This is a genomic window from Citrobacter sp. UYEF32 (assembly GCF_040546205.1).
In the GTDB taxonomy this organism is placed as follows: domain Bacteria; phylum Pseudomonadota; class Gammaproteobacteria; order Enterobacterales; family Enterobacteriaceae; genus Phytobacter; species Phytobacter diazotrophicus.
The window spans coordinates 530,958-548,234 of record NZ_JBEPNI010000004.1 but is presented as its reverse complement, the minus strand read 5'-3'; the positions used below and the strand labels follow the sequence as shown (position 1 = coordinate 548,234).

The window sequence follows — 17,277 nt, the reverse complement described above, 5'->3', positions numbered from 1 at the left end:
GCATCGGTATTTTACCTTACTGGAGAAGATAGCATGGCAACACTGACAACCACACAAGCGACCCCTTCGTTGCTTGCCGGTGTGGTGATTATTGGCGGAACGGTGATTGGTGCGGGGATGTTTTCACTGCCAGTGGTTATGTCAGGCGCGTGGTTCTTTTGGTCGATAGCAGCCCTGGTGTTCACCTGGTTTTGTATGCTGCATTCCGGGCTAATGATTCTGGAAGCGAACCTCAATTACCGCATTGGTGCGAGCTTCGATACCATTACCAAAGATTTGCTGGGCAACGGCTGGAATGTGATTAACGGTCTCTCCATCGCTTTTGTGCTCTATATCCTGACCTACGCTTATATTTCAGCGAGCGGTTCTATTCTGCATCACACCTTTGCTGAGCTGTCGTTAAACGTCCCCCCTCGTGTTGCAGGCCTTGGGTTTGCGCTGCTGGTCGCCTTTATCGTCTGGCTATCTACCCGCGCAGTGAGCCGGATGACGGCGATTGTGCTGGGGGCGAAAGTTATCACTTTTTTCCTCACCTTCGGCAGTTTGCTGGGGCATGTTCAGCCCGCGACATTATTCAATGTGGCGGAAAGCAATGCGTCCTATACGCCGTACTTGCTGATGACACTGCCGTTTTGTCTGGCGTCGTTTGGTTACCACGGTAACGTGCCGAGCCTGATGAAGTTCTACGGTAAAGATCCGCGCACTATCGCGCGTTGCCTGGTATATGGCACGTTGCTGGCGCTGGCCCTGTATATGGTGTGGCTGTTGGGCACGATGGGGAATATTCCACGTCCGGAGTTTATCGGCATTGCCCAGAAGGGCGGCAATATTGATGTGCTGGTGCAGGCGTTAAGCGGCGTGCTGAACAGCCGCAGTCTGGATCTGCTGCTGGTGGTCTTCTCCAACTTTGCGGTGGCGAGTTCTTTCCTTGGCGTGACCCTGGGCCTGTTTGACTATCTGGCCGATCTGTTCGATTTTGATGATTCGGCACAGGGGCGCTTTAAAACTGCGCTGCTGACGTTTCTGCCTCCGATTGTCGGTGGTTTGTTGTGGCCAAATGGCTTTCTCTACGCAATTGGCTATGCGGGGCTGGCGGCGACAATCTGGGCGGCAATTGTGCCAGCTTTACTGGCTAACGCATCGCGTAAACGCTTTGGCAGCCCGCGTTTTCGCGTCTGGGGCGGCAAGCCGATGATTGCGCTGATCCTTGTGTTTGGCGTGGGCAATGCGCTGGTGCATGTGCTGTCGAGCTTTGATCTTTTGCCGGTTTACCGTTAATGCTCCTGTCCCGGCTAACGCTCTGCTTAGCCGGGCTACGGGTGGGGTAACCCGGATAAAGCACAGCGCGCTGCATCCGGGAAAAACCTAACCCAGCAGTTCCTCTTTCACCTGCATCGCCAAATCAAACGAATGCAAACGCGTCTGGTGATCAAAGATTTGTCCGTTAACCATAATCTCATCAGCCTGGGTTTCGCGCAGTACAGACTCCAGCCCGTGACGCACTTTCGCCTTATCGCCCACCAGTGACATCCCCAGCGCCTGCTGTACGCCATATTGCTCTGACGGCGACCAGAACTGATCCATATTTTGGATCGGTGGTGGCAACTGGCCGGTTTCCCCACGGCGCAATTTCACGAAAGCCTGCTGCATGGAGGTAAACAGGAATTCCGCATCGCGGTTACTGTCTGCCGCAACGATATTGATACACACCATGGCATACGGTTTTTCCAGTCGCGCGGAAGGCTTGAATTGGGTGCGATACAGATGCAACGCCTGGAACAGCATGTCCGGTGCAAAGTGCGAAGCAAACGCAAACGGCAGACCAAGCTGTGCCGCCAGTTGAGCACTATAAAGACTGGAACCGAGTAGCCATATCGGAATTTTCTCGCCATAACCCGGCACCGGGCGAACATGCGGATTCGGGTCGTTGGCGTCAAACCAGTCCACCAGTTCTGCAACATCGCGCGGGAAATTATCCACATCGCCGCTCATATGGCGACGCAGTGCCCGCATGGTTGGTTGATCGCTACCTGGCGCGCGCCCAAGACCCAGATCGATACGGCCCGGATAGAGCGTGTTAAGCGTACCGAATTGTTCGGCAATCACCAGCGGAGCATGATTTGGCAGCATGACACCGCCGGAACCCAGATGCAGAGAGGTGGTATTGGCCGCCAGATAGCCAATCAAGACGGATGTCGCCGCACTGGCGATACCCACCATATTGTGGTGCTCAGCCAGCCAGAAGCGGTGATATCCGCGCTTTTCAGCAAGCCTTGCGAGATCAAGAGAATGGGCGAAGGCCTCTTTAGCAGAAGCGCCCTGTGGGATCGGTGCAAGATCCAGCACCGAGAAGGCAATCGTTTTGTCGGTCATAACGGCTCACTTTGCTACAGCATAGTCATCAGATTGAAGGTCTTCTTCCAGCCTGGCGCATCCAGGATGCGTCGGCCAGAAAAGCTGCATCTTTAATAGTGCATTAAAATCTGATGACTGTTGTTAACAAAGTGAGCGGTTTTTTAAGCCTGGAGTTCCAGACCCGGCAGACGTCGCCAGTAGCCGTTACAGTCACTGTTTGCTGTCAGCGGCAAAGGCGCTTGTCCATTTTCATTGGCGCGAAAGGCGTCGAGCATGGCAAACGTCTCTTCCCCCATGGGTGACAACCGTACCATGTCCACGATACCCGCCATCGACTTGAGTTCATTGCCCAGGTTGTAGACGTAACCACTCATGGTCTGGATGCCATTAAGCACGAACACCTGCTGATTTTCCTGCGACAGCATACGGCGTCCATTTGGATATTTAATGCAGCAGGTTTCGCACTCATCTTTCGGCCTGTCTTCCGAGCGTGCGGTAAAGCAGCGCGCGGAATAGGCCAGCGGCAGATGCCCGTAACTCAGCACTTCCACTTCGAACTGATCGCGAATACCCAGCGTTTCGCACTGATCGAGCAAGTTAATGAGCCAGTCGCGCGAAAGTTCTACCGGCATGCACCAGCGCATCATCCCTTGCTTAAGCAGCAGACGCAGCGTAACGGCGTTGTAGCAGTTTAGCGCGTGTCCCGCGACGAAGGGCAATGTGCGCTCGGCACACAGGTTCACCACGCCGAGATCGCTGGCCTCCAGCAGGAAATCGCCGTTATCGACATAGCGTTTGAGTTCGTTAAGCTCTGACGAGGCTTGCACCAGCGCAAGAGTCGAGAGCACGACCTGTTTGCCGCTGTCGGCAAGTTGTTTCGCCATATCCAGCCAGTCGCCCACTTTAGTGGCGCGACGCTTGCTGCACACCGCTTCGCCAAGATAAATCACATCTGCGCTGCTGTTTGCGGCTTGCTGGTAAAACGCCTCTAACGTCTCTTTTGACCAGTACCAGAGCACGGGTCCGAGTGAATATTTCATCGTGTTTCCTACTGCCATTTGCGATGGTAAGCGCCAAGCGTGGTCTGCGTGCCTTCTGACATCGCACCCAGCGTGTTCATCCAGGCGGATTGCGGCACGAAGTTCTGCGGATCGGCAATGCAGCGGTCAATGGCCTGTCGCCAGACTTTGGCCACCTGACTCACATAGGCCGGGCTGCGCTGACGGCCCTCAATTTTCACCGAGGCAATATTGGCCGCCAGCAGTTCAGGCAATAATTCCAGCGTATTCAGGCTGGTGGGCTCTTCCAGCGCGTGGTAGCGCTCACCATCGACCAGATAGCGGCCTTTACACAGCGTCGGATAGCCTGCGTTTTCACCATCCTGGTAGCGGTCGATCAGCACTTCATTGAGGCGTGATTCCAGCCCCTGCGGGGTTTGCTGCCAGCGCACAAAACGTGCCGGAGAGCAGGCGCCCACGGTATTTGGCGACTCACCCGTCAGGTAAGAGGAGAGATAGCAGCGCCCTTCAGCCATGATGCACAGGCTGCCAAAGGCAAAGACTTCCAGCGGCACAGGGGTGACGCGGGCTAACTGTTTAACCTGATGAATAGATAAAACGCGAGGCAGGACAACGCGGGCGACGTCAAAATGGCGATGATAGAAGCGAATGGCTTCTTCATTGGTTGCCGATGCCTGCACAGAAACATGGCGTTCGATATGGGGATAACGCGTTGCAGCATATTCCAGCATAGCCAGATCGGCGAGAATCAACGCATCCGCACCAATTTGCGCGGCCATATCCACAGCGCGCTCCCAGCGTTGATAACCATCAGGATGCGCGAAGGTGTTAATCGCGATATGCAGTTTGCGTCGGTGCTGATGCACAAAACTGACCGCTTCCTGCAGTTTCTTTTCTGTAAAATTGAGACCGGCAAAGTGGCGGGCGTTGGTATCATCTTTCAGGCCGATATAGACGGCGTCGGCACCGTTTTCGATGGCCGCTTTGAGTGCCGGAAGGTTTCCGGCAGGGCAGAGCAACTCCATAATTTATCCTGAAATCAGGGGCTGTATTGGCCCTGGCAACCCACGTGGGGCGCTAAATTGTTAATGAACTGGGATTTTAGTTAACCTGGTAGCGACAATTTTTGATTTGAGGCAGTTAATTGTGTATTGGTGACATCAATAATCGAGGCATTCTTCTTACGTAATTGTTGATTTACGCCGCCATGTCGTTTATCTGATATGGCAAAATAGAAGGAATTTTCATTTCAGGGAGTAATGCTCGTGTTGGAAAAACTGCGCTCACGTCTCGTTCACGTTGGCCCGTCTTTGTTGAGCGTGCCGGTTAAGCTGACGCCTTTCGCCATTAAACGGCAGGTTCTGGAGCAGGTCTTATGCTGGCAGTTCCAACAGGCGCTGGCAGACGGGGAGCTAGAGTTTCTTGAAGGCCGCTGGTTAAGTATCCAGGTTCGCGATATTGGCCTGACGTGGTATACCTCGGTTGAAAATTCACGATTAATCGTGCGTGAGTCTGCCACGGCTGATGTCAGTTTCAGCGCAGATGCCAGCGACCTGTTGATGATCGCCGCGCGCAAACAGGATCCGGATACGCTGTTCTTTCAACGCCGACTGGTCATTGAAGGTGACACGGAGCTTGGGTTGTATGTGAAAAACCTGATGGACGCCATTGAGCTGGAGCAGATGCCGAAAGCACTTCGCATCATGCTACTGCAACTGGCGGATTTTGTTGAAGCCGGCCTGCAAGCGCCGGACTCAACGCCACAATCTTCTGTAGGTGAACCATGCTGATTCGAGTAGAAATTGGGATTGATGCACCGGGAATCGACGCGCTTTTGCGCCGCACTTTTGCGGATGAACGCGAAGCGACGCTGGTGCACGATCTGCGCGAAGACGGCTTAATTACACTTGGGCTTGTCGCAACGGATGATGAAGGGCAGGTCATCGGTTATGTCGCATTCAGTCCGGTTGCCGTGCAGGGCGAAGATTTACAGTGGGTTGGCCTTGCGCCATTGGCCGTCGATGAGGCGTATCGTAGCCAGGGCCTTGCTCGCCAGTTGGTATACGAAGGGTTGGACTCACTCAATGAGTTTGGCTATGCCGCCGTGGTGACGCTGGGTAACCCTGACTTTTTCGGCCATCTGGGCTTTGAGCCTGCGGCGAAGTTCGGTCTGCATTGCCGTTGGCCGGATACCGAAAGCGCTTTCCAGCTCCACCCTTTGGCAGACGATGCGTTAAATCATGTGAAGGGGCTGGTGGAATACCACGAGCACTTTAATCGCTTCTAATCGGCTGCGGTAACCAGGCCTTCTAATAGCGCTTCAAAGATGCCATCTCCGGCAACGAGGCGCTCCTTCTGGCGTTTTGTCAGTTGCTTGATGCGATACTCCATACGCAGCGCCAGCGAGCGCTCTCCCACTGGCGCGGAGAATGCCAGCGTGAGTTCCCCCTTTCCCCGCAGTGCTTTTGCGCCTTTGCCGCTTTGATGCTGCATAAAGCGACGCGCCACATCGGTAGTAATACCGGTATAAAGGCTGTTGTCCGCCGTGCGGATGAGATAAAGAGACCAGAGCGTCATAACGTCATTCATTGTGCTAATGTGAAAGAAAAATAACACGAGGATGAAGAGAAATGGAAACTCTTGCGGCCATTAGTCGCTGGCTGGCGAAGCAGCATGTTGTGACCTGGTGTGTGGCCAACAGGGGGGAGTTGTGGTGTGCGAATGCCTTTTATATCTATGATCCGCAAAAAGTCGCATTTTATCTTCTGAGTGAGGACCATACGCGTCATTCGCAGATGACCGGCCTGCAGGCGAGCGTTGCCGGAACCGTGAATGGGCAACCAAAGACCGTCGCACTTATTCGCGGCGTGCAATTCACCGGGGAGATTCGGCGTCTTGAGGAGGCGGAAAGCGTCGGCCCGCGTGCGCAGTACAACCGACGCTTTCCTGTTGCCCGCGTTTTATCGGCGCCGATGTGGGAAATTCGCCTCACCGAGCTGAAATTCACCGATAACACGCTGGGCTTTGGTAAAAAGCTTCACTGGATACGTGACTCAGGCACCCAGCAGCCGTAATGCTTCGCGGTTAAACGCGGGGAGATCATCAGGCGTACGGCTGGTGACCAGTTGGTTATTATCAACCACCACTTCCTGGTCGTAGAATTCGCCTCCCGCGTTTTTCACATCCACCACGATCGGTTTCACCGCCGTCAATTTTCTGCCGCGCAGAACATCGGCACTAATCAAAAGCTGCGGTCCGTGGCAAATCGCAAACACAGGTTTCCCGCTGTTAATAAAATCGCGGGTAAAGGTGACGAAACGGTTGTCGCCACGCAGAGAGTCTGGCGAATGTCCGCCTGGCAGAAGCAGGGCATCGAAGTCGGCGGGCCGGACGTCATCAATCGCTTCGTCGATGGTCACGCTGGCATCGCCTTGCTTACCTTTCACTGTCTTACCCGCCTGCTTCTCTATCGTAACCACTTCGTGGCCTGCCTTACGAAACTCCTCTGCCGGAGACGTAAATTCTGAATCTTCAAATTCGTCGGTGATCAAGACTGCAATTTTCTTGCTCATGTATCCTCCGTTATTCAGCTCAGGCTGGTCATTTTCAACAATAATGACTATCAGGATTATTAAGCCTGGTTCAGGGCGATGACATTGCAAGGCAGACTATTCTGCAAAAGGAGAGGATATGAGTCGGGTATTGATAACGGGTGCAACCGGGTTGGTTGGCGGGATCTTACTGCGGATGCTGGCGAATGATGCTCGCGTTGATGCCATTGCAGCCCCCACGCGTCGGCCATTAGAGCCGATCTCTGGTGTGTTCAATCCTCATGATCCCCAGTTAACCGATGCACTCGCCATGGTGACGGAGCCCGTTGATACTGTTTTTTGCTGCTTGGGAACGACACGACGTGAAGCGGGTAGCAAAGAGGCCTTTATACATGCCGATTACACACTGGTGGTCGACACGGCGTTAACAGGGCTACGCCTGGGGGCACGGCACATGCTGGTGGTGAGTGCGCTGGGCGCTAATGCACATTCGCCGTTTTTCTATAATCGGGTGAAAGGCGAGATGGAAAATGCGCTGATGGAGCAAGAGTGGGAGCGTTTGACCATTGCGCGCCCGTCGATGCTACTGGGGAACCGTGAAAAGCATCGTGTTAACGAGTCACTGTTTGCCCCGTTGTTTCGCATCATGCCGGGGAATTTGAAATCGATTGCTGCACAGGATGTGGCCAGCGCGATGCTGAAAGCGGCCTTTTCTCCTTCTTCGCAACGTGTGGAGATCCTCTCCTCTGCCCGACTGCGCGCGATGGCAAGTGATTAATCATTTTCAAATAAATAGCCCAGGAGTACTATTCGCCGGGTAATTATTTCTGCATTTATCCCCCGGAGAATGGTATGACTGGTCAGTCTTCATCTCGGGCGGCGACACCGGTGCAATGGTGGAAACCCGCTCTCTTTTTTCTCGTCGTGATCGTGGGTCTCTGGTATGTGAAGTGGCAGCCCTATTACGGAAAAGCCTTCATCGCCGCTGAAACTCACAGTATTGGTAAATCTATTCTCGCTCAGGCCGATGCCAGCCCATTCCAGGCGGCTCTTGACTATGCCATGGTCTATTTTCTTGCCGTCTGGAAAGCGGCGGTGCTGGGGGTGTTGCTGGGTTCGTTAATTCAGGTGCTTATTCCGCGAAACTGGCTGATTCGTACTCTTGGGCAAAAGCGACTGAGCGGGACACTCTTTGGCACGCTGTTTTCCCTGCCGGGCATGATGTGCTCCTGCTGTGCAGCACCCGTTGCGGCGGGAATGCGTCGTCAGCAGGTCTCGATGGGCGGCGCGCTGGCATTCTGGATGGGCAACCCGCTGCTTAACCCGGCAACCCTGGTTTTTATGGGCTTTGTGCTGGGCTGGCATTTTGTCGCTATGCGACTGATTGCCGGGTTAGTGATGGTTATTGGCGTGGCGACACTGGTGCAGTATCTGGTCAAGGATGATATCCAGCAGACGGCACCGGTCGATCTTTCGTTGCCGGAACCGGAAGGGCACTTTTTTGCCCGCTGGGGAAAGGCGCTGTGGGTTCTGTTCTGGAGCACAATCCCGGTTTATATCCTTGCCGTGCTGGTACTGGGCGCCGCCCGTGTCTGGCTGTTCCCGCATGCCGATGGTGCAATTGATAATTCCCTGATGTGGGTGGTTGCGATGGCGATAGCCGGTTGCCTGTTCGTGATCCCAACGGCGGCGGAGATTCCGATTGTCCAGACAATGATGCTGGCGGGGATGGGGACAGCCCCGGCAATGGCGCTACTGATGACGCTGCCTGCGGTCAGCCTGCCGTCGCTGATTATGCTGCGCAAATCCTTTCCGGCCAAAGCACTGTGGCTAACAGGGGGGCTGGTGGCATTAGGCGGGGTGATTACCGGAACGCTGGCATTGTTTTAACTGATTCTCCCCGGTGGTGCTATGCCCGCCGGGGAGAAGAGTCAACGCTATTTAATCATTGTAAACGCGGTGGTGACATGTTTCACACCGCTGACGCGGCTGGCGATATCCGCCGCGGCTCTGCCTTCACGATCGGTCACCAGGCCCAGCAAGAACACTTCGCCATTCTCAGTGGTGACTTTCACATTGGACGATTTCACCTGGTCGCTACTGAGCAGTTGCGTACGCACTTTTGAGGTGATCCAGGTATCGCTGGCGGCCGTTCCCATACCAATTGGCTGGCCCTGGCGAATTTCGTTGTAGACCTCTGTTGCACCGTCTACGCCCATGGCGATTTGCTTAGCACGTGACGAGAGATCGGTGGTTGGCGCCTGACCCACCAGCAGGACTTTCCCCTGATACGCCGTGACGTTTATGCGAGCCTGTTTTTTAATCTGTTCGTCTTTAGACAGCGCGCTGTTAACGCGAAGTTCAAGAGTACCGTCATCCACCTGAGTGCCAACCGTGCGTGGATCGGTTGCCGCTTTGGTACCGACAGCAGCTGAACCGACCACCACTGCGCCTACACAGCCTTGTAGCAGCAGTGCGGAAATAAGGACTGCGAGGGGCGTAAATGCCTTCATATGTACTCCTTAATCATCCTGGTGAGGGAAAAGCGTGTTATCTATCAGATCGCATAAACAATTTACCGTCAGCATATGCATTTCCTGTATGCGTGCGCTGCGGTGGGAAGGAATACGTATCTCGACATCCTGTGGCCCCAACAATCCGGCCAGTTCACCACCGTCATACCCCGTAAGCGCCACGATACTCATGTCGCGCGTTACTGCGGCTTCAACGGCTTTAACAATATCGCGGCTGTTTCCACGCGTGGAAATCGCCAGCAATATGTCGCCTGCGTGTCCGAGTGCCCGAACCTGCTTTGCATAAATTTCGTCATGCAGACGATCGTTTGCGATTGCCGTTAAGACCACATTATCGGTATTAAGTGCAATGGCAGGTAAACTTGGGCGTTCCGTTTCAAAACGATTAATCATACTGGCAGCAAAATGCTGTGCGTTGGCGGCGGAAGTTCCATTGCCACAACAGAGGATTTTGTTGCCGTTAAGCAGGGAATGGACCATGGTCATGGCCGCGCGTGAAATTGCGTCTGGCAGCGCTTCTGCCGCCGCAATCTGGGTTTGAATGCTTTCTGTAAAGCAAACTTTAATTCTATCGAGCACGGGTGATCCCTATCATTCAGTCATTATGAGCGGTCGTTAAAGGCGTTTTGTATCCACTCAACTTCATTTTCGGTGAAGGCTACCACATCGAACCGGCAATCCACAGTATCAAAACTCCCATTGTGCCGGGCCAGCCACAAACGGGCGGCATGCAGTAATTTACGTTGCTTGCTGGCGGTGACACTGGCCGCGGCGCCGCCGAAAAGTGACGACTTGCGATAGCGCACTTCCACAAACACCGTTGTCGACTTGTCCTGCATAATCAAGTCTATCTCACCGCCGCGCTCGCGCACGTTAGCGGCAAGAAAGCGCATTCCCTTGCGCTCAAGCCAGTGACGCGCCTGTAACTCCCACGCATCACCGGTCTGCTTACGGGTCAACTGGCGGGGACGATTTGCCCCTGCTGGTATTTGAGCCATGACAACTTCCTGTTAATCACGCATTCCTGAGTGGCGGTCAAATCGCCCGTGTTACCGTTAATTTCAAACCCTGGCACCTGACGCATTTGCGAGAAGTGGTTCGCCAGCGTCCAGGCATCCGCGCCCATCGCATACAGGCGCGCCAGGGAGTAGTCATTATTGGTATGCATCAACGCCTGTTGCATCAGTGCCGGGTTGCTACCAGCGAGCATCGGTATTTCGCTAAACTGCAACCCTTCCATCTCCAGACGGAAGTCCGGGCCTGAACCGCCCTGAGCGCTACGGGAGCTGGCATACAGAACAATGCCGCTCTGGCTACCGGTACGCATCGCAATCATCGGTTTGATAAGGGCGATTTCATCCTGTGTCGCGACGATATAGACAGAATCAATATTGCCGCCGCCGGTGATCTGCGCTTCAGTTGGCGGAGCCGGAATATTCAACCCGCCAATGGTTACGCCCTGCTGCTGCGGCAGACTGGCCGTGACAGGGCTACCCGTCATTGCAATACCGGAACCGCTGTTAATACCCATGCGTAATTCTGCCGTCGAGCCGAATTTTTGCTGCAGCACGATACCGCCGCCCAGTTTTTGCCACTCCTGGGCGAAAGCGCTGGCGACGCGATCGCCAAGTGAGCTACGCGGCAACAGCAACAGCGGCGTATGACGGCCTTGCTGGTGAATATGGCGTGCCGCATCGCGGGCTTCATCTTCCGGGGAGAGGGCGAAGTAACAGATATTCGGACGGTTTTCGACTTTCTCTGGCTGGTTTAACGCCAGCACGTTCAGCGGTGTCTGGCTACGCATTAGCTCTTCGACGTGATTTTTCAGCAATGGCCCAACAACAATGCTCGCACCATCTTTCTGTACCTGGCTCAACACCTGGTCAAGCGGCTGTGAGCTGGTGTCATAGACTTTCAGCACGGCGGTCGGATTGGCCGGGGTGCTGGCAACGGCAGGAGTATTCACCGGTTGTCCTGCCGGGGCGGCCGGATCGGTTTGTTCAGCAGGAGCCTGTGTGGTTTGCTCAGCAGGTGACGTTTGTTGCGTCTGGTCTGCCGGAGCCTGTACCGGCGGCGTTACCGGTGCGCTAGCCGCAGGCGCGGACTGCGGCGTGGTCAGGTCGCTGACATTGGTTTGGGCGGGGCTGACAACGTCTGCTGTGGTCGCCATTGTCGCGGCCTGGGCTACCTGAACAGGCACGGCCGGGCCAGAAACAGTAGTGGTGCCGTTTTTCGCCGCTTCAAAACCCTGCTGGATCGCGCGGCTAAAGACGGCTGCCTGGCCATTTAACGGCAGCAGCAACGCGATTTGATTGACCGATGCCGGACGGAAATTTTGTACATTCGCCAGTTGGCTCGGTAACAGAACCGCGCCAGGATTTTGCGGGAAGCGTTTCTGCCAGTCCGCAATACCCGCTTTTAGCATGTTCGGATCGTTGCGGTTATTGGACCATACGCGTTGTAAATCCAGCCATCCTTGCAGCACCGTTTCGTCCTGGCTCACCTGAATGGCGTTGGCCTGATCGGGCGTCAGGGAAGAGAGCGTCTGCCAGGTCGCATCAATATTCTTTTGTTTGTCCGGTGCCGCAGTCAGCAGCGGTTGCTGTGCGATAAGGGCACGCAGCAGTGTCGGCGACGGTTTGTTCTGGCTTGCGGTGATCACATCCTGCCAGTAACGGGCTTGCTGATTCTGACTAAACCCTTTCAGATCGACCTTGCTCAGCAGTGCCTGCGCACCGGCGTAGTCTTGTTGCGTGAGTTTGAGCTCAGCACTCAGCAAGGTTTGCTCAGCGCGCTGCTCGTCATTCAACTCTTGAGGTAATTGGCCCAACAATTCACTGGCCTGCTGGGTTCTGCCTTCTTTCAGCAGTGCACGAATGGCGAGTAATTGCCAGTTGGTCTTGCTATCATCTGAGCTTTGCTGCATCTGGTGCAGATAAAAACCCGAATCAGCCTCAGCCTTGCCCTCCAGGTGCCCGGTGCTTTGATCGACCGGGTGTGTGCCGCAGCCTGCGAACAGCAGAGCGGCCAGCACGACAGGCAGGCAGCGCATGGCTTTCGAACGTAGAAATGTTGACGGTAGCATACTGTATCCAGTGATATTTTTTACGCAATGCTCAATATTAAATCGGCAATACGGATAGAACAATGAAACAACACGAATCTGCGGACAATTATCAGGGCCAGCTCTACATTGTCCCTACGCCCATCGGCAATTTGGGTGATATTACCCAGCGTGCGCTCACCGTATTGCAGGATGTCGATCTTATCGCTGCTGAGGACACGCGCCACACCGGACTGCTGCTTTCACATTTCGCCATTAACGCCCGTCTGTTTGCCCTGCACGACCATAATGAGCAACAAAAGGCCGACACGCTGGTGGCGAAGCTAAAAGAAGGGCAAAACATCGCTCTGGTCTCCGATGCTGGCACGCCGCTGATTAACGACCCTGGCTACCATCTTGTACGCACCTGCCGTGAAGCGGGCATCCGTGTCGTTCCATTGCCGGGGCCCTGTGCTGCAATAGCAGCATTAAGTGCGGCGGGGTTACCGTCCGATCGTTTTTGTTACGAGGGGTTTCTGCCCGCCAAATCGAAAGGGCGTCGCGACACCTTAAAATCGCTGGAGACAGAACCACGCACGCTGATTTTTTATGAGTCAACGCATCGCCTGCTGGAAAGCCTGGAGGACATCGTTGCCGTGCTGGGCGAAGCACGTTACGTAGTGCTGGCCCGCGAGCTGACCAAAACCTGGGAGTCGATTTATGGCGCACCGGTAGGGGAATTGCTGGCATGGGTGAAAGAGGACGAAAACCGCCGCAAAGGTGAGATGGTGCTGATTGTCGAAGGCCATAAGGCGCAGGAAGATGCCTTACCCGCCGATGCGCTGCGTACGCTGGCCCTGTTACAGGCTGAACTCCCTCTGAAAAAAGCCGCTGCGCTGGCTGCGGAAATTCACGGCGTGAAGAAAAACGCGCTCTATAAATACGCGCTGGAACAGCAGGGCGATGCCTAACCTTTCTGCCTGGGCATAACAGGGTTATATCCAGGCGATTTCCTGTTTACGAACTCCGGGCTTTCGACCAAAACAGCCATATTATTCATACCATGGCTGTTTTCGTTACGGTCATCGCAGTGGACGCGTTAAACAATCATCACGTCTTTACCCATCTTGTTCAGCGCTACTTTGTCCTTCTCGCTGATGCCCTCATCGGTAATCACGCAGTCGATTTTGTCCATCGGTAACACCTGATTAAACCCGCGGCGATTGAACTTGCTGGCGTCCAGTACCGCCACCACGTCGCTAATCGAATAGCCTTCGTTCAAATGCGTTTATATTGATTTACCTGAGAATTAACGCTGGGTTGTCAGAAAAATGAAAGATACGAAAGCGAAAGGAGGTTTTCGAAAGTTAAGGGCGGCAAAAAAGCAAAAAAAAAGCATGGCCGAAGCCATGCTAAACGATGAGGTTTATTGATGAATCAAGTCACCGGAGCCGGGTTAAAGACAGCCAGTTGGTTGTGCAGGCCCCATTGATCAGAAAAGGTTTTCTTACGACCGCTTGCGACATCAAGGATAAAGTGGAACAGCTTCCAGCCCACCTCCTCGATAGTCTCTTCGCCCGTTGCGATAGTCCCTGCGTTGATATCCATCAGGTCATACCAACGATTGGCCAGTTCAGTGCGGGTTGCCATCTTGATAACCGGCACCGCCATCAGACCGTACGGCGTACCACGACCGGTGGTGAAGACCTGCACGGTGATACCCGACGCAACCTGCTGCGTGCCGCAGACAAAGTCACTGGCCGGCGTTGCCGCGTAAATCAGACCACGTTTGGTCGGACGCTGTCCCGGAGAAAGCACTTCGGAGATGGCGCTCTTACCTGATTTCGCGATCGAGCCCAGCGCTTTTTCCACCACGTTTGCCAGACCGCCTTTCTTGTTACCCGGCGACGGGTTAGCGCTACGGTCAGTTTGCCCCATGTCCAGGTAGTTATCGTACCAGGCCATCTCTTCCAGCAGGCGTTTGCCCACTTCTTCATTGATTGCACGCGGCGTAAGCAGATGGATAGCATCACGCACTTCGGTCACTTCGGAGAACATGACCGTGCCACCGCAACGTATAAGCAGGTCAGAGGCGTAACCGACAGCCGGGTTTGCGGTCACGCCGGAGAAGGCGTCACTACCACCACACTGCATGCCGACAACCAGTTCAGAAGCCGGGCAGGTTTCGCGCTGGCGCTGGTTGAGTTTTTCCAGATGACGAACCGCAACTTGCAAAATATCGTCAACCATGGATTTGAAACCGACATGATGTTCATCCTGCAGACGGACAATACTGGCATCGTCTACCGGAATCGCTTTCACATCTTCTGTACCCTTAAGCAGGCGTTCAGGCTGCAGTTTTTCACAGCCCAGGCCGATGACCATCACTTCACCGCCAAAGTTCGGGTTCAGCGCGATGTTGTGAATAGTGCGGATAGGCACAACGGCTGCCGGTGCGTTAATCGCCACGCCACAACCGTACAGATGGTTCAGACCGACCACGCCATCCACATTCGGATATTTCGGCAGCAGGTCGCGTTCAATAATTTTCACCACATAGTCGACCACACCCGCCACACAATGCACGCTGGTGGTGATGCCAAGGAGATTCTTGGTACCGACGCTGCCATCGGCGTTGCGATAGCCTTCGAAGGTGTAACCCTCCAGCGGCGGCAACGGCTCGGGCACTTTAGTCGCCAGTGGCAGTGTGTTCAACGGCGGCGCTTTCGGTAATTCAACGGTGGATTCGTCAATCCAGCTTCCGCGTGCAATATCACGCACCGCATAACCGATAACTTCACCGTAACGGATAATTTCCCCGTGATGAGGAATATCTACCAGCGCAACTTTATGACCTTGCGGGATATGTTCGATTAATTCGAGACCATCCGGAAAACGGGTACCCGCTTTTAATCCATTGTCATTAACGATGATAGCGACATTATCGGTGTCGTGTACTTTAATATAAAACGCCGTAGGCGACTGCTGTCTAATTTCAATGTCGGCCATTATCAAGTAATCTCCAGCTAACGATACGATGCATTACTCAAAAAAAGAAAGGGAGGATATTCTGTAATTATCAGAAGTTAAAACCTCGTTTGATGAAATAAGAATGTCAGGAGTCTCAATATTAAAATGTGATCTAAATCACTTATTTTCGTGATTACCCGTCCTGTAAGGATGTGAATTACCAGATCTGTGCATCAGCGCCCAGCTATGTGTGCATATGCTCAAAATAATCTTAATGGTTCATATTAAAATTGAGCAAACCACCAGTGCGTGGCTGGCTGGCGGTGATTATACTGTGCGGTAATAAAATACAAACATGCTATTACCTGATATTACTTTTCGTGAGTTTCTTTTTATATATCGGGTAAATTACATATCAAGAAAATTATATCTTTAAATTAAGCTGCACCAGGGGAAACCATATGTCTGTGCAAAGTTCAGTTGAGGTAAAAAGGGGAATGCCAACTCGCTATTTAATTCTGCTCATTATATTTATTGTTACAGCAGTTAACTATGCGGACCGCGCCACGCTCTCTATTGCGGGGACCGATGTCGCGAAAGAGTTGCACCTTGACTCGGTATCGATGGGTTACATTTTTTCTGCGTTTGGCTGGGCGTATCTGCTGATGCAGATCCCAGGTGGCTGGTTACTTGACCGCTATGGCTCGAAAAAAGTGTACACCTGGAGCCTGTTCTTCTGGTCGCTCTTTACCTTCTTGCAAGGCTTTGTCGACGTATTCCCGCTCGCATGGGCCGGGGTCTCGATGTTTATCATGCGCTTTATGCTGGGCTTCTCGGAAGCGCCTTCTTTCCCGGCAAACGCCCGTATTGTGGCGGCCTGGTTCCCGGCAAAAGAGCGCGGTACCGCTTCGGCGATCTTTAACGCGGCGCAGTATTTTTCACTCGCACTATTTTCTCCGTTGCTGGGTTGGCTGACCTTCGCGTGGGGCTGGGAACATGTTTTCACCGTGATGGGCGTGATTGGTTTTGTGCTGACGGCGGCCTGGGTTAAATACATTCATAACCCAACTGACCATCCACGTATGACTCGCGAAGAGCTGGATTACATTTCTGCTAACGGCGCGGTGGTTGATATGGACCACAAAAAAACCGACAGCGATAAGCAATCTGGCCCGAAACTGGATTACATCAAGCAACTGTTATCCAGCCGTATGATGCTCGGCGTGTTCTTCGGTCAGTACTTCCTGAACACGATCACATGGTTTTTTCTGACCTGGTTCCCGATTTACCTGGTGCAGGATAAAGGCATGTCAATTTTGAAAGTGGGTTTTGTCGCGTCCATTCCGGCCCTGTGTGGTTTTGGGGGCGGTGTGCTGGGCGGTCTGTTCTCTGACTACCTGATTAAACGTGGTTGTACTTTGACCATGGCGCGTAAATTCCCCATCGTAGTCGGGATGTTGTTGGCTTCCAGCATCATTCTGTGTAACTACACCGACAACACTGTGCTGGTTATCGCGTTGATGGCACTGGCATTCTTCGGTAAAGGTTTTGGCGCGTTGGGCTGGCCGGTTATCTCCGATATCGCACCGAAAGAAATTGTCGGTCTGTGCGGCGGCGTGTTTAACGTGTTCGGTAATGTGGCATCGATTGTGACCCCGCTGGTAATTGGGTACATGGTCAAAGAGTTGCATTCGTTCAACGGGGCGCTGATTTTTGTCGGATGCTCGGCCCTGATGATGATGGTGTGCTACCTGTTTGTGGTAGGCGACATCAAACGTATGGAATTGAAAAAGTAAGCAACGGCT

The 17,277-nt window shown here is 53.7% G+C and carries 18 protein-coding genes and 1 pseudogene; 8 read left to right on the top strand and 11 right to left on the bottom strand.

Translation table 11 applies throughout. The annotated features are described in order from the left end of the window. Positions 1–33: 33 nt before the first annotated feature. On the top strand, positions 34–1,278 hold the full coding sequence (gene mtr / locus ABIB59_RS13965) for a tryptophan permease (protein ID WP_335256956.1): 1,245 nt from the start codon (positions 34–36) through the stop codon (positions 1,276–1,278). Positions 1,279–1,365: 87 nt separating this feature from the next. On the opposite strand, the gene ABIB59_RS13960 is transcribed toward mtr, so the two are convergent. The 3 genes from ABIB59_RS13960 to ubiU form a co-directional block, all read right to left on the bottom strand. Continuing rightward, positions 1,366–2,373 carry a luciferase-like monooxygenase gene (locus ABIB59_RS13960; protein WP_354035821.1) on the bottom strand — a complete coding sequence of 336 codons (1,008 nt, stop codon included), beginning with the start codon at positions 2,371–2,373 and terminating at the stop codon, positions 1,366–1,368. Between the two features lie 143 nt (positions 2,374–2,516). Beyond that, positions 2,517–3,395 (bottom strand): U32 family peptidase, encoded by an 879-nt coding sequence (locus ABIB59_RS13955; protein WP_143348922.1) that lies wholly within the window; start codon positions 3,393–3,395, stop codon positions 2,517–2,519. Positions 3,396–3,403: 8 nt separating this feature from the next. Continuing rightward, a complete protein-coding gene (gene ubiU / locus ABIB59_RS13950; protein WP_039077487.1) occupies positions 3,404–4,399 on the bottom strand; it encodes a ubiquinone anaerobic biosynthesis protein UbiU in 996 nt (331 codons plus the stop codon). Positions 4,400–4,639: 240 nt separating this feature from the next. Here ubiU and ubiT point away from each other — a divergent pair, with 240 nt between their 5' ends. Both ubiT and ABIB59_RS13940 read left to right on the top strand, forming a co-directional pair. Beyond that, entirely contained in the window at positions 4,640–5,164 is a 525-nt protein-coding gene (gene ubiT / locus ABIB59_RS13945; protein ID WP_039077548.1) for a ubiquinone anaerobic biosynthesis accessory factor UbiT, read from the top strand. Beyond that, complete coding sequence (locus ABIB59_RS13940; protein ID WP_039077488.1) at positions 5,158–5,661, top strand: GNAT family N-acetyltransferase; 504 nt, start codon at positions 5,158–5,160, stop codon at positions 5,659–5,661. Before ubiT ends, ABIB59_RS13940 begins: the two co-directional genes overlap by 7 nt. On the opposite strand, the gene ABIB59_RS13935 is transcribed toward ABIB59_RS13940, so the two are convergent. Beyond that, a complete protein-coding gene (locus ABIB59_RS13935) occupies positions 5,658–5,951 on the bottom strand; it encodes a GIY-YIG nuclease family protein (RefSeq protein ID WP_039077489.1) in 294 nt (97 codons plus the stop codon). The two genes, ABIB59_RS13940 and ABIB59_RS13935, sit on opposite strands and share 4 nt — an antisense overlap. A gap of 53 nt (positions 5,952–6,004) precedes the next feature. On the opposite strand from ABIB59_RS13935, the gene ABIB59_RS13930 reads away from it, so the two are divergent. Continuing rightward, a complete protein-coding gene (locus tag ABIB59_RS13930) occupies positions 6,005–6,448 on the top strand; it encodes a YhbP family protein (protein ID WP_039077490.1) in 444 nt (147 codons plus the stop codon). On the opposite strand, the gene ABIB59_RS13925 is transcribed toward ABIB59_RS13930, so the two are convergent. After that, on the bottom strand, positions 6,428–6,946 hold the full coding sequence (locus tag ABIB59_RS13925) for a type 1 glutamine amidotransferase domain-containing protein (protein ID WP_039077491.1): 519 nt from the start codon (positions 6,944–6,946) through the stop codon (positions 6,428–6,430). The two genes, ABIB59_RS13930 and ABIB59_RS13925, sit on opposite strands and share 21 nt — an antisense overlap. A gap of 118 nt (positions 6,947–7,064) precedes the next feature. Between ABIB59_RS13925 and ABIB59_RS13920 the strand changes: the two genes are divergently transcribed. Then, positions 7,065–7,703: an NAD(P)H-binding protein gene (locus tag ABIB59_RS13920; RefSeq protein WP_354035818.1), complete on the top strand. Its 639-nt coding sequence runs from the start codon at positions 7,065–7,067 to the stop codon at positions 7,701–7,703. A gap of 74 nt (positions 7,704–7,777) precedes the next feature. Further along, complete coding sequence (locus tag ABIB59_RS13915; RefSeq protein ID WP_039077493.1) at positions 7,778–8,815, top strand: permease; 1,038 nt, start codon at positions 7,778–7,780, stop codon at positions 8,813–8,815. A gap of 47 nt (positions 8,816–8,862) precedes the next feature. Here ABIB59_RS13915 and dolP read toward each other — a convergent pair whose 3' ends face one another. From dolP to ABIB59_RS13895, 4 genes are read right to left on the bottom strand one after another with little or no spacing between them, the layout of a single operon-like run. Continuing rightward, entirely contained in the window at positions 8,863–9,438 is a 576-nt protein-coding gene (gene dolP, locus ABIB59_RS13910; protein ID WP_039077494.1) for a division/outer membrane stress-associated lipid-binding lipoprotein, read from the bottom strand. Positions 9,439–9,447: 9 nt separating this feature from the next. Continuing rightward, positions 9,448–10,038, bottom strand: a complete 591-nt coding sequence (gene diaA, locus ABIB59_RS13905; RefSeq protein ID WP_039077495.1) for a DnaA initiator-associating protein DiaA — start codon at positions 10,036–10,038, stop codon at positions 9,448–9,450. Positions 10,039–10,061: 23 nt separating this feature from the next. Then, positions 10,062–10,457, bottom strand: a complete 396-nt coding sequence (locus tag ABIB59_RS13900) for a YraN family protein (RefSeq protein ID WP_039077496.1) — start codon at positions 10,455–10,457, stop codon at positions 10,062–10,064. Continuing rightward, positions 10,415–12,544, bottom strand: coding sequence for a penicillin-binding protein activator (locus ABIB59_RS13895; protein ID WP_317077197.1), 2,130 nt, complete (start codon positions 12,542–12,544; stop codon positions 10,415–10,417). Before ABIB59_RS13895 ends, ABIB59_RS13900 begins: the two co-directional genes overlap by 43 nt. Before the next feature lie 62 nt (positions 12,545–12,606). Between ABIB59_RS13895 and rsmI the strand changes: the two genes are divergently transcribed. Beyond that, entirely contained in the window at positions 12,607–13,473 is an 867-nt protein-coding gene (gene rsmI / locus ABIB59_RS13890) for a 16S rRNA (cytidine(1402)-2'-O)-methyltransferase (RefSeq protein WP_039077498.1), read from the top strand. 128 nt (positions 13,474–13,601) lie between these two features. On the opposite strand, the pseudogene ABIB59_RS13885 reads toward rsmI, so the two are convergent. Beyond that, a pseudogene (locus ABIB59_RS13885) lies at positions 13,602–13,790 on the bottom strand (transcriptional regulator); the annotation flags it as partial. A 149-nt stretch (positions 13,791–13,939) separates the two neighbouring features. After that, positions 13,940–15,511 carry a galactarate dehydratase gene (gene garD, locus ABIB59_RS13880; protein WP_039077506.1) on the bottom strand — a complete coding sequence of 524 codons (1,572 nt, stop codon included), beginning with the start codon at positions 15,509–15,511 and terminating at the stop codon, positions 13,940–13,942. A 422-nt stretch (positions 15,512–15,933) separates the two neighbouring features. Between garD and ABIB59_RS13875 the strand changes: the two genes are divergently transcribed. Then, positions 15,934–17,268, top strand: a complete 1,335-nt coding sequence (locus ABIB59_RS13875; RefSeq protein ID WP_132438532.1) for an MFS transporter — start codon at positions 15,934–15,936, stop codon at positions 17,266–17,268. Positions 17,269–17,277: the final 9 nt, after the last annotated feature.

Bases quoted from the DNA above. Each gene is read 5' to 3' on its own strand.
- mtr (WP_335256956.1), top strand. From the start codon at position 34: ATGGCAACACTGACAACCACACAAGCGACCCCTTCGTTGCTTGCCGGT.
- ABIB59_RS13960 (WP_354035821.1), bottom strand. From the start codon at position 2,373: ATGACCGACAAAACGATTGCCTTCTCGGTGCTGGATCTTGCACCGATC.
- ABIB59_RS13955 (WP_143348922.1), bottom strand. From the start codon at position 3,395: ATGAAATATTCACTCGGACCCGTGCTCTGGTACTGGTCAAAAGAGACG.
- ubiU (WP_039077487.1), bottom strand. From the start codon at position 4,399: ATGGAGTTGCTCTGCCCTGCCGGAAACCTTCCGGCACTCAAAGCGGCC.
- ABIB59_RS13940 (WP_039077488.1), top strand. From the start codon at position 5,158: ATGCTGATTCGAGTAGAAATTGGGATTGATGCACCGGGAATCGACGCG.
- ABIB59_RS13935 (WP_039077489.1), bottom strand. From the start codon at position 5,951: ATGACGCTCTGGTCTCTTTATCTCATCCGCACGGCGGACAACAGCCTT.
- ABIB59_RS13930 (WP_039077490.1), top strand. From the start codon at position 6,005: ATGGAAACTCTTGCGGCCATTAGTCGCTGGCTGGCGAAGCAGCATGTT.
- ABIB59_RS13925 (WP_039077491.1), bottom strand. From the start codon at position 6,946: ATGAGCAAGAAAATTGCAGTCTTGATCACCGACGAATTTGAAGATTCA.
- ABIB59_RS13920 (WP_354035818.1), top strand. From the start codon at position 7,065: ATGAGTCGGGTATTGATAACGGGTGCAACCGGGTTGGTTGGCGGGATC.
- ABIB59_RS13915 (WP_039077493.1), top strand. From the start codon at position 7,778: ATGACTGGTCAGTCTTCATCTCGGGCGGCGACACCGGTGCAATGGTGG.
- dolP (WP_039077494.1), bottom strand. From the start codon at position 9,438: ATGAAGGCATTTACGCCCCTCGCAGTCCTTATTTCCGCACTGCTGCTA.
- ABIB59_RS13900 (WP_039077496.1), bottom strand. From the start codon at position 10,457: ATGGCTCAAATACCAGCAGGGGCAAATCGTCCCCGCCAGTTGACCCGT.
- ABIB59_RS13895 (WP_317077197.1), bottom strand. From the start codon at position 12,544: ATGCTACCGTCAACATTTCTACGTTCGAAAGCCATGCGCTGCCTGCCT.
- rsmI (WP_039077498.1), top strand. From the start codon at position 12,607: ATGAAACAACACGAATCTGCGGACAATTATCAGGGCCAGCTCTACATT.
- garD (WP_039077506.1), bottom strand. From the start codon at position 15,511: ATGGCCGACATTGAAATTAGACAGCAGTCGCCTACGGCGTTTTATATT.
- ABIB59_RS13875 (WP_132438532.1), top strand. From the start codon at position 15,934: ATGTCTGTGCAAAGTTCAGTTGAGGTAAAAAGGGGAATGCCAACTCGC.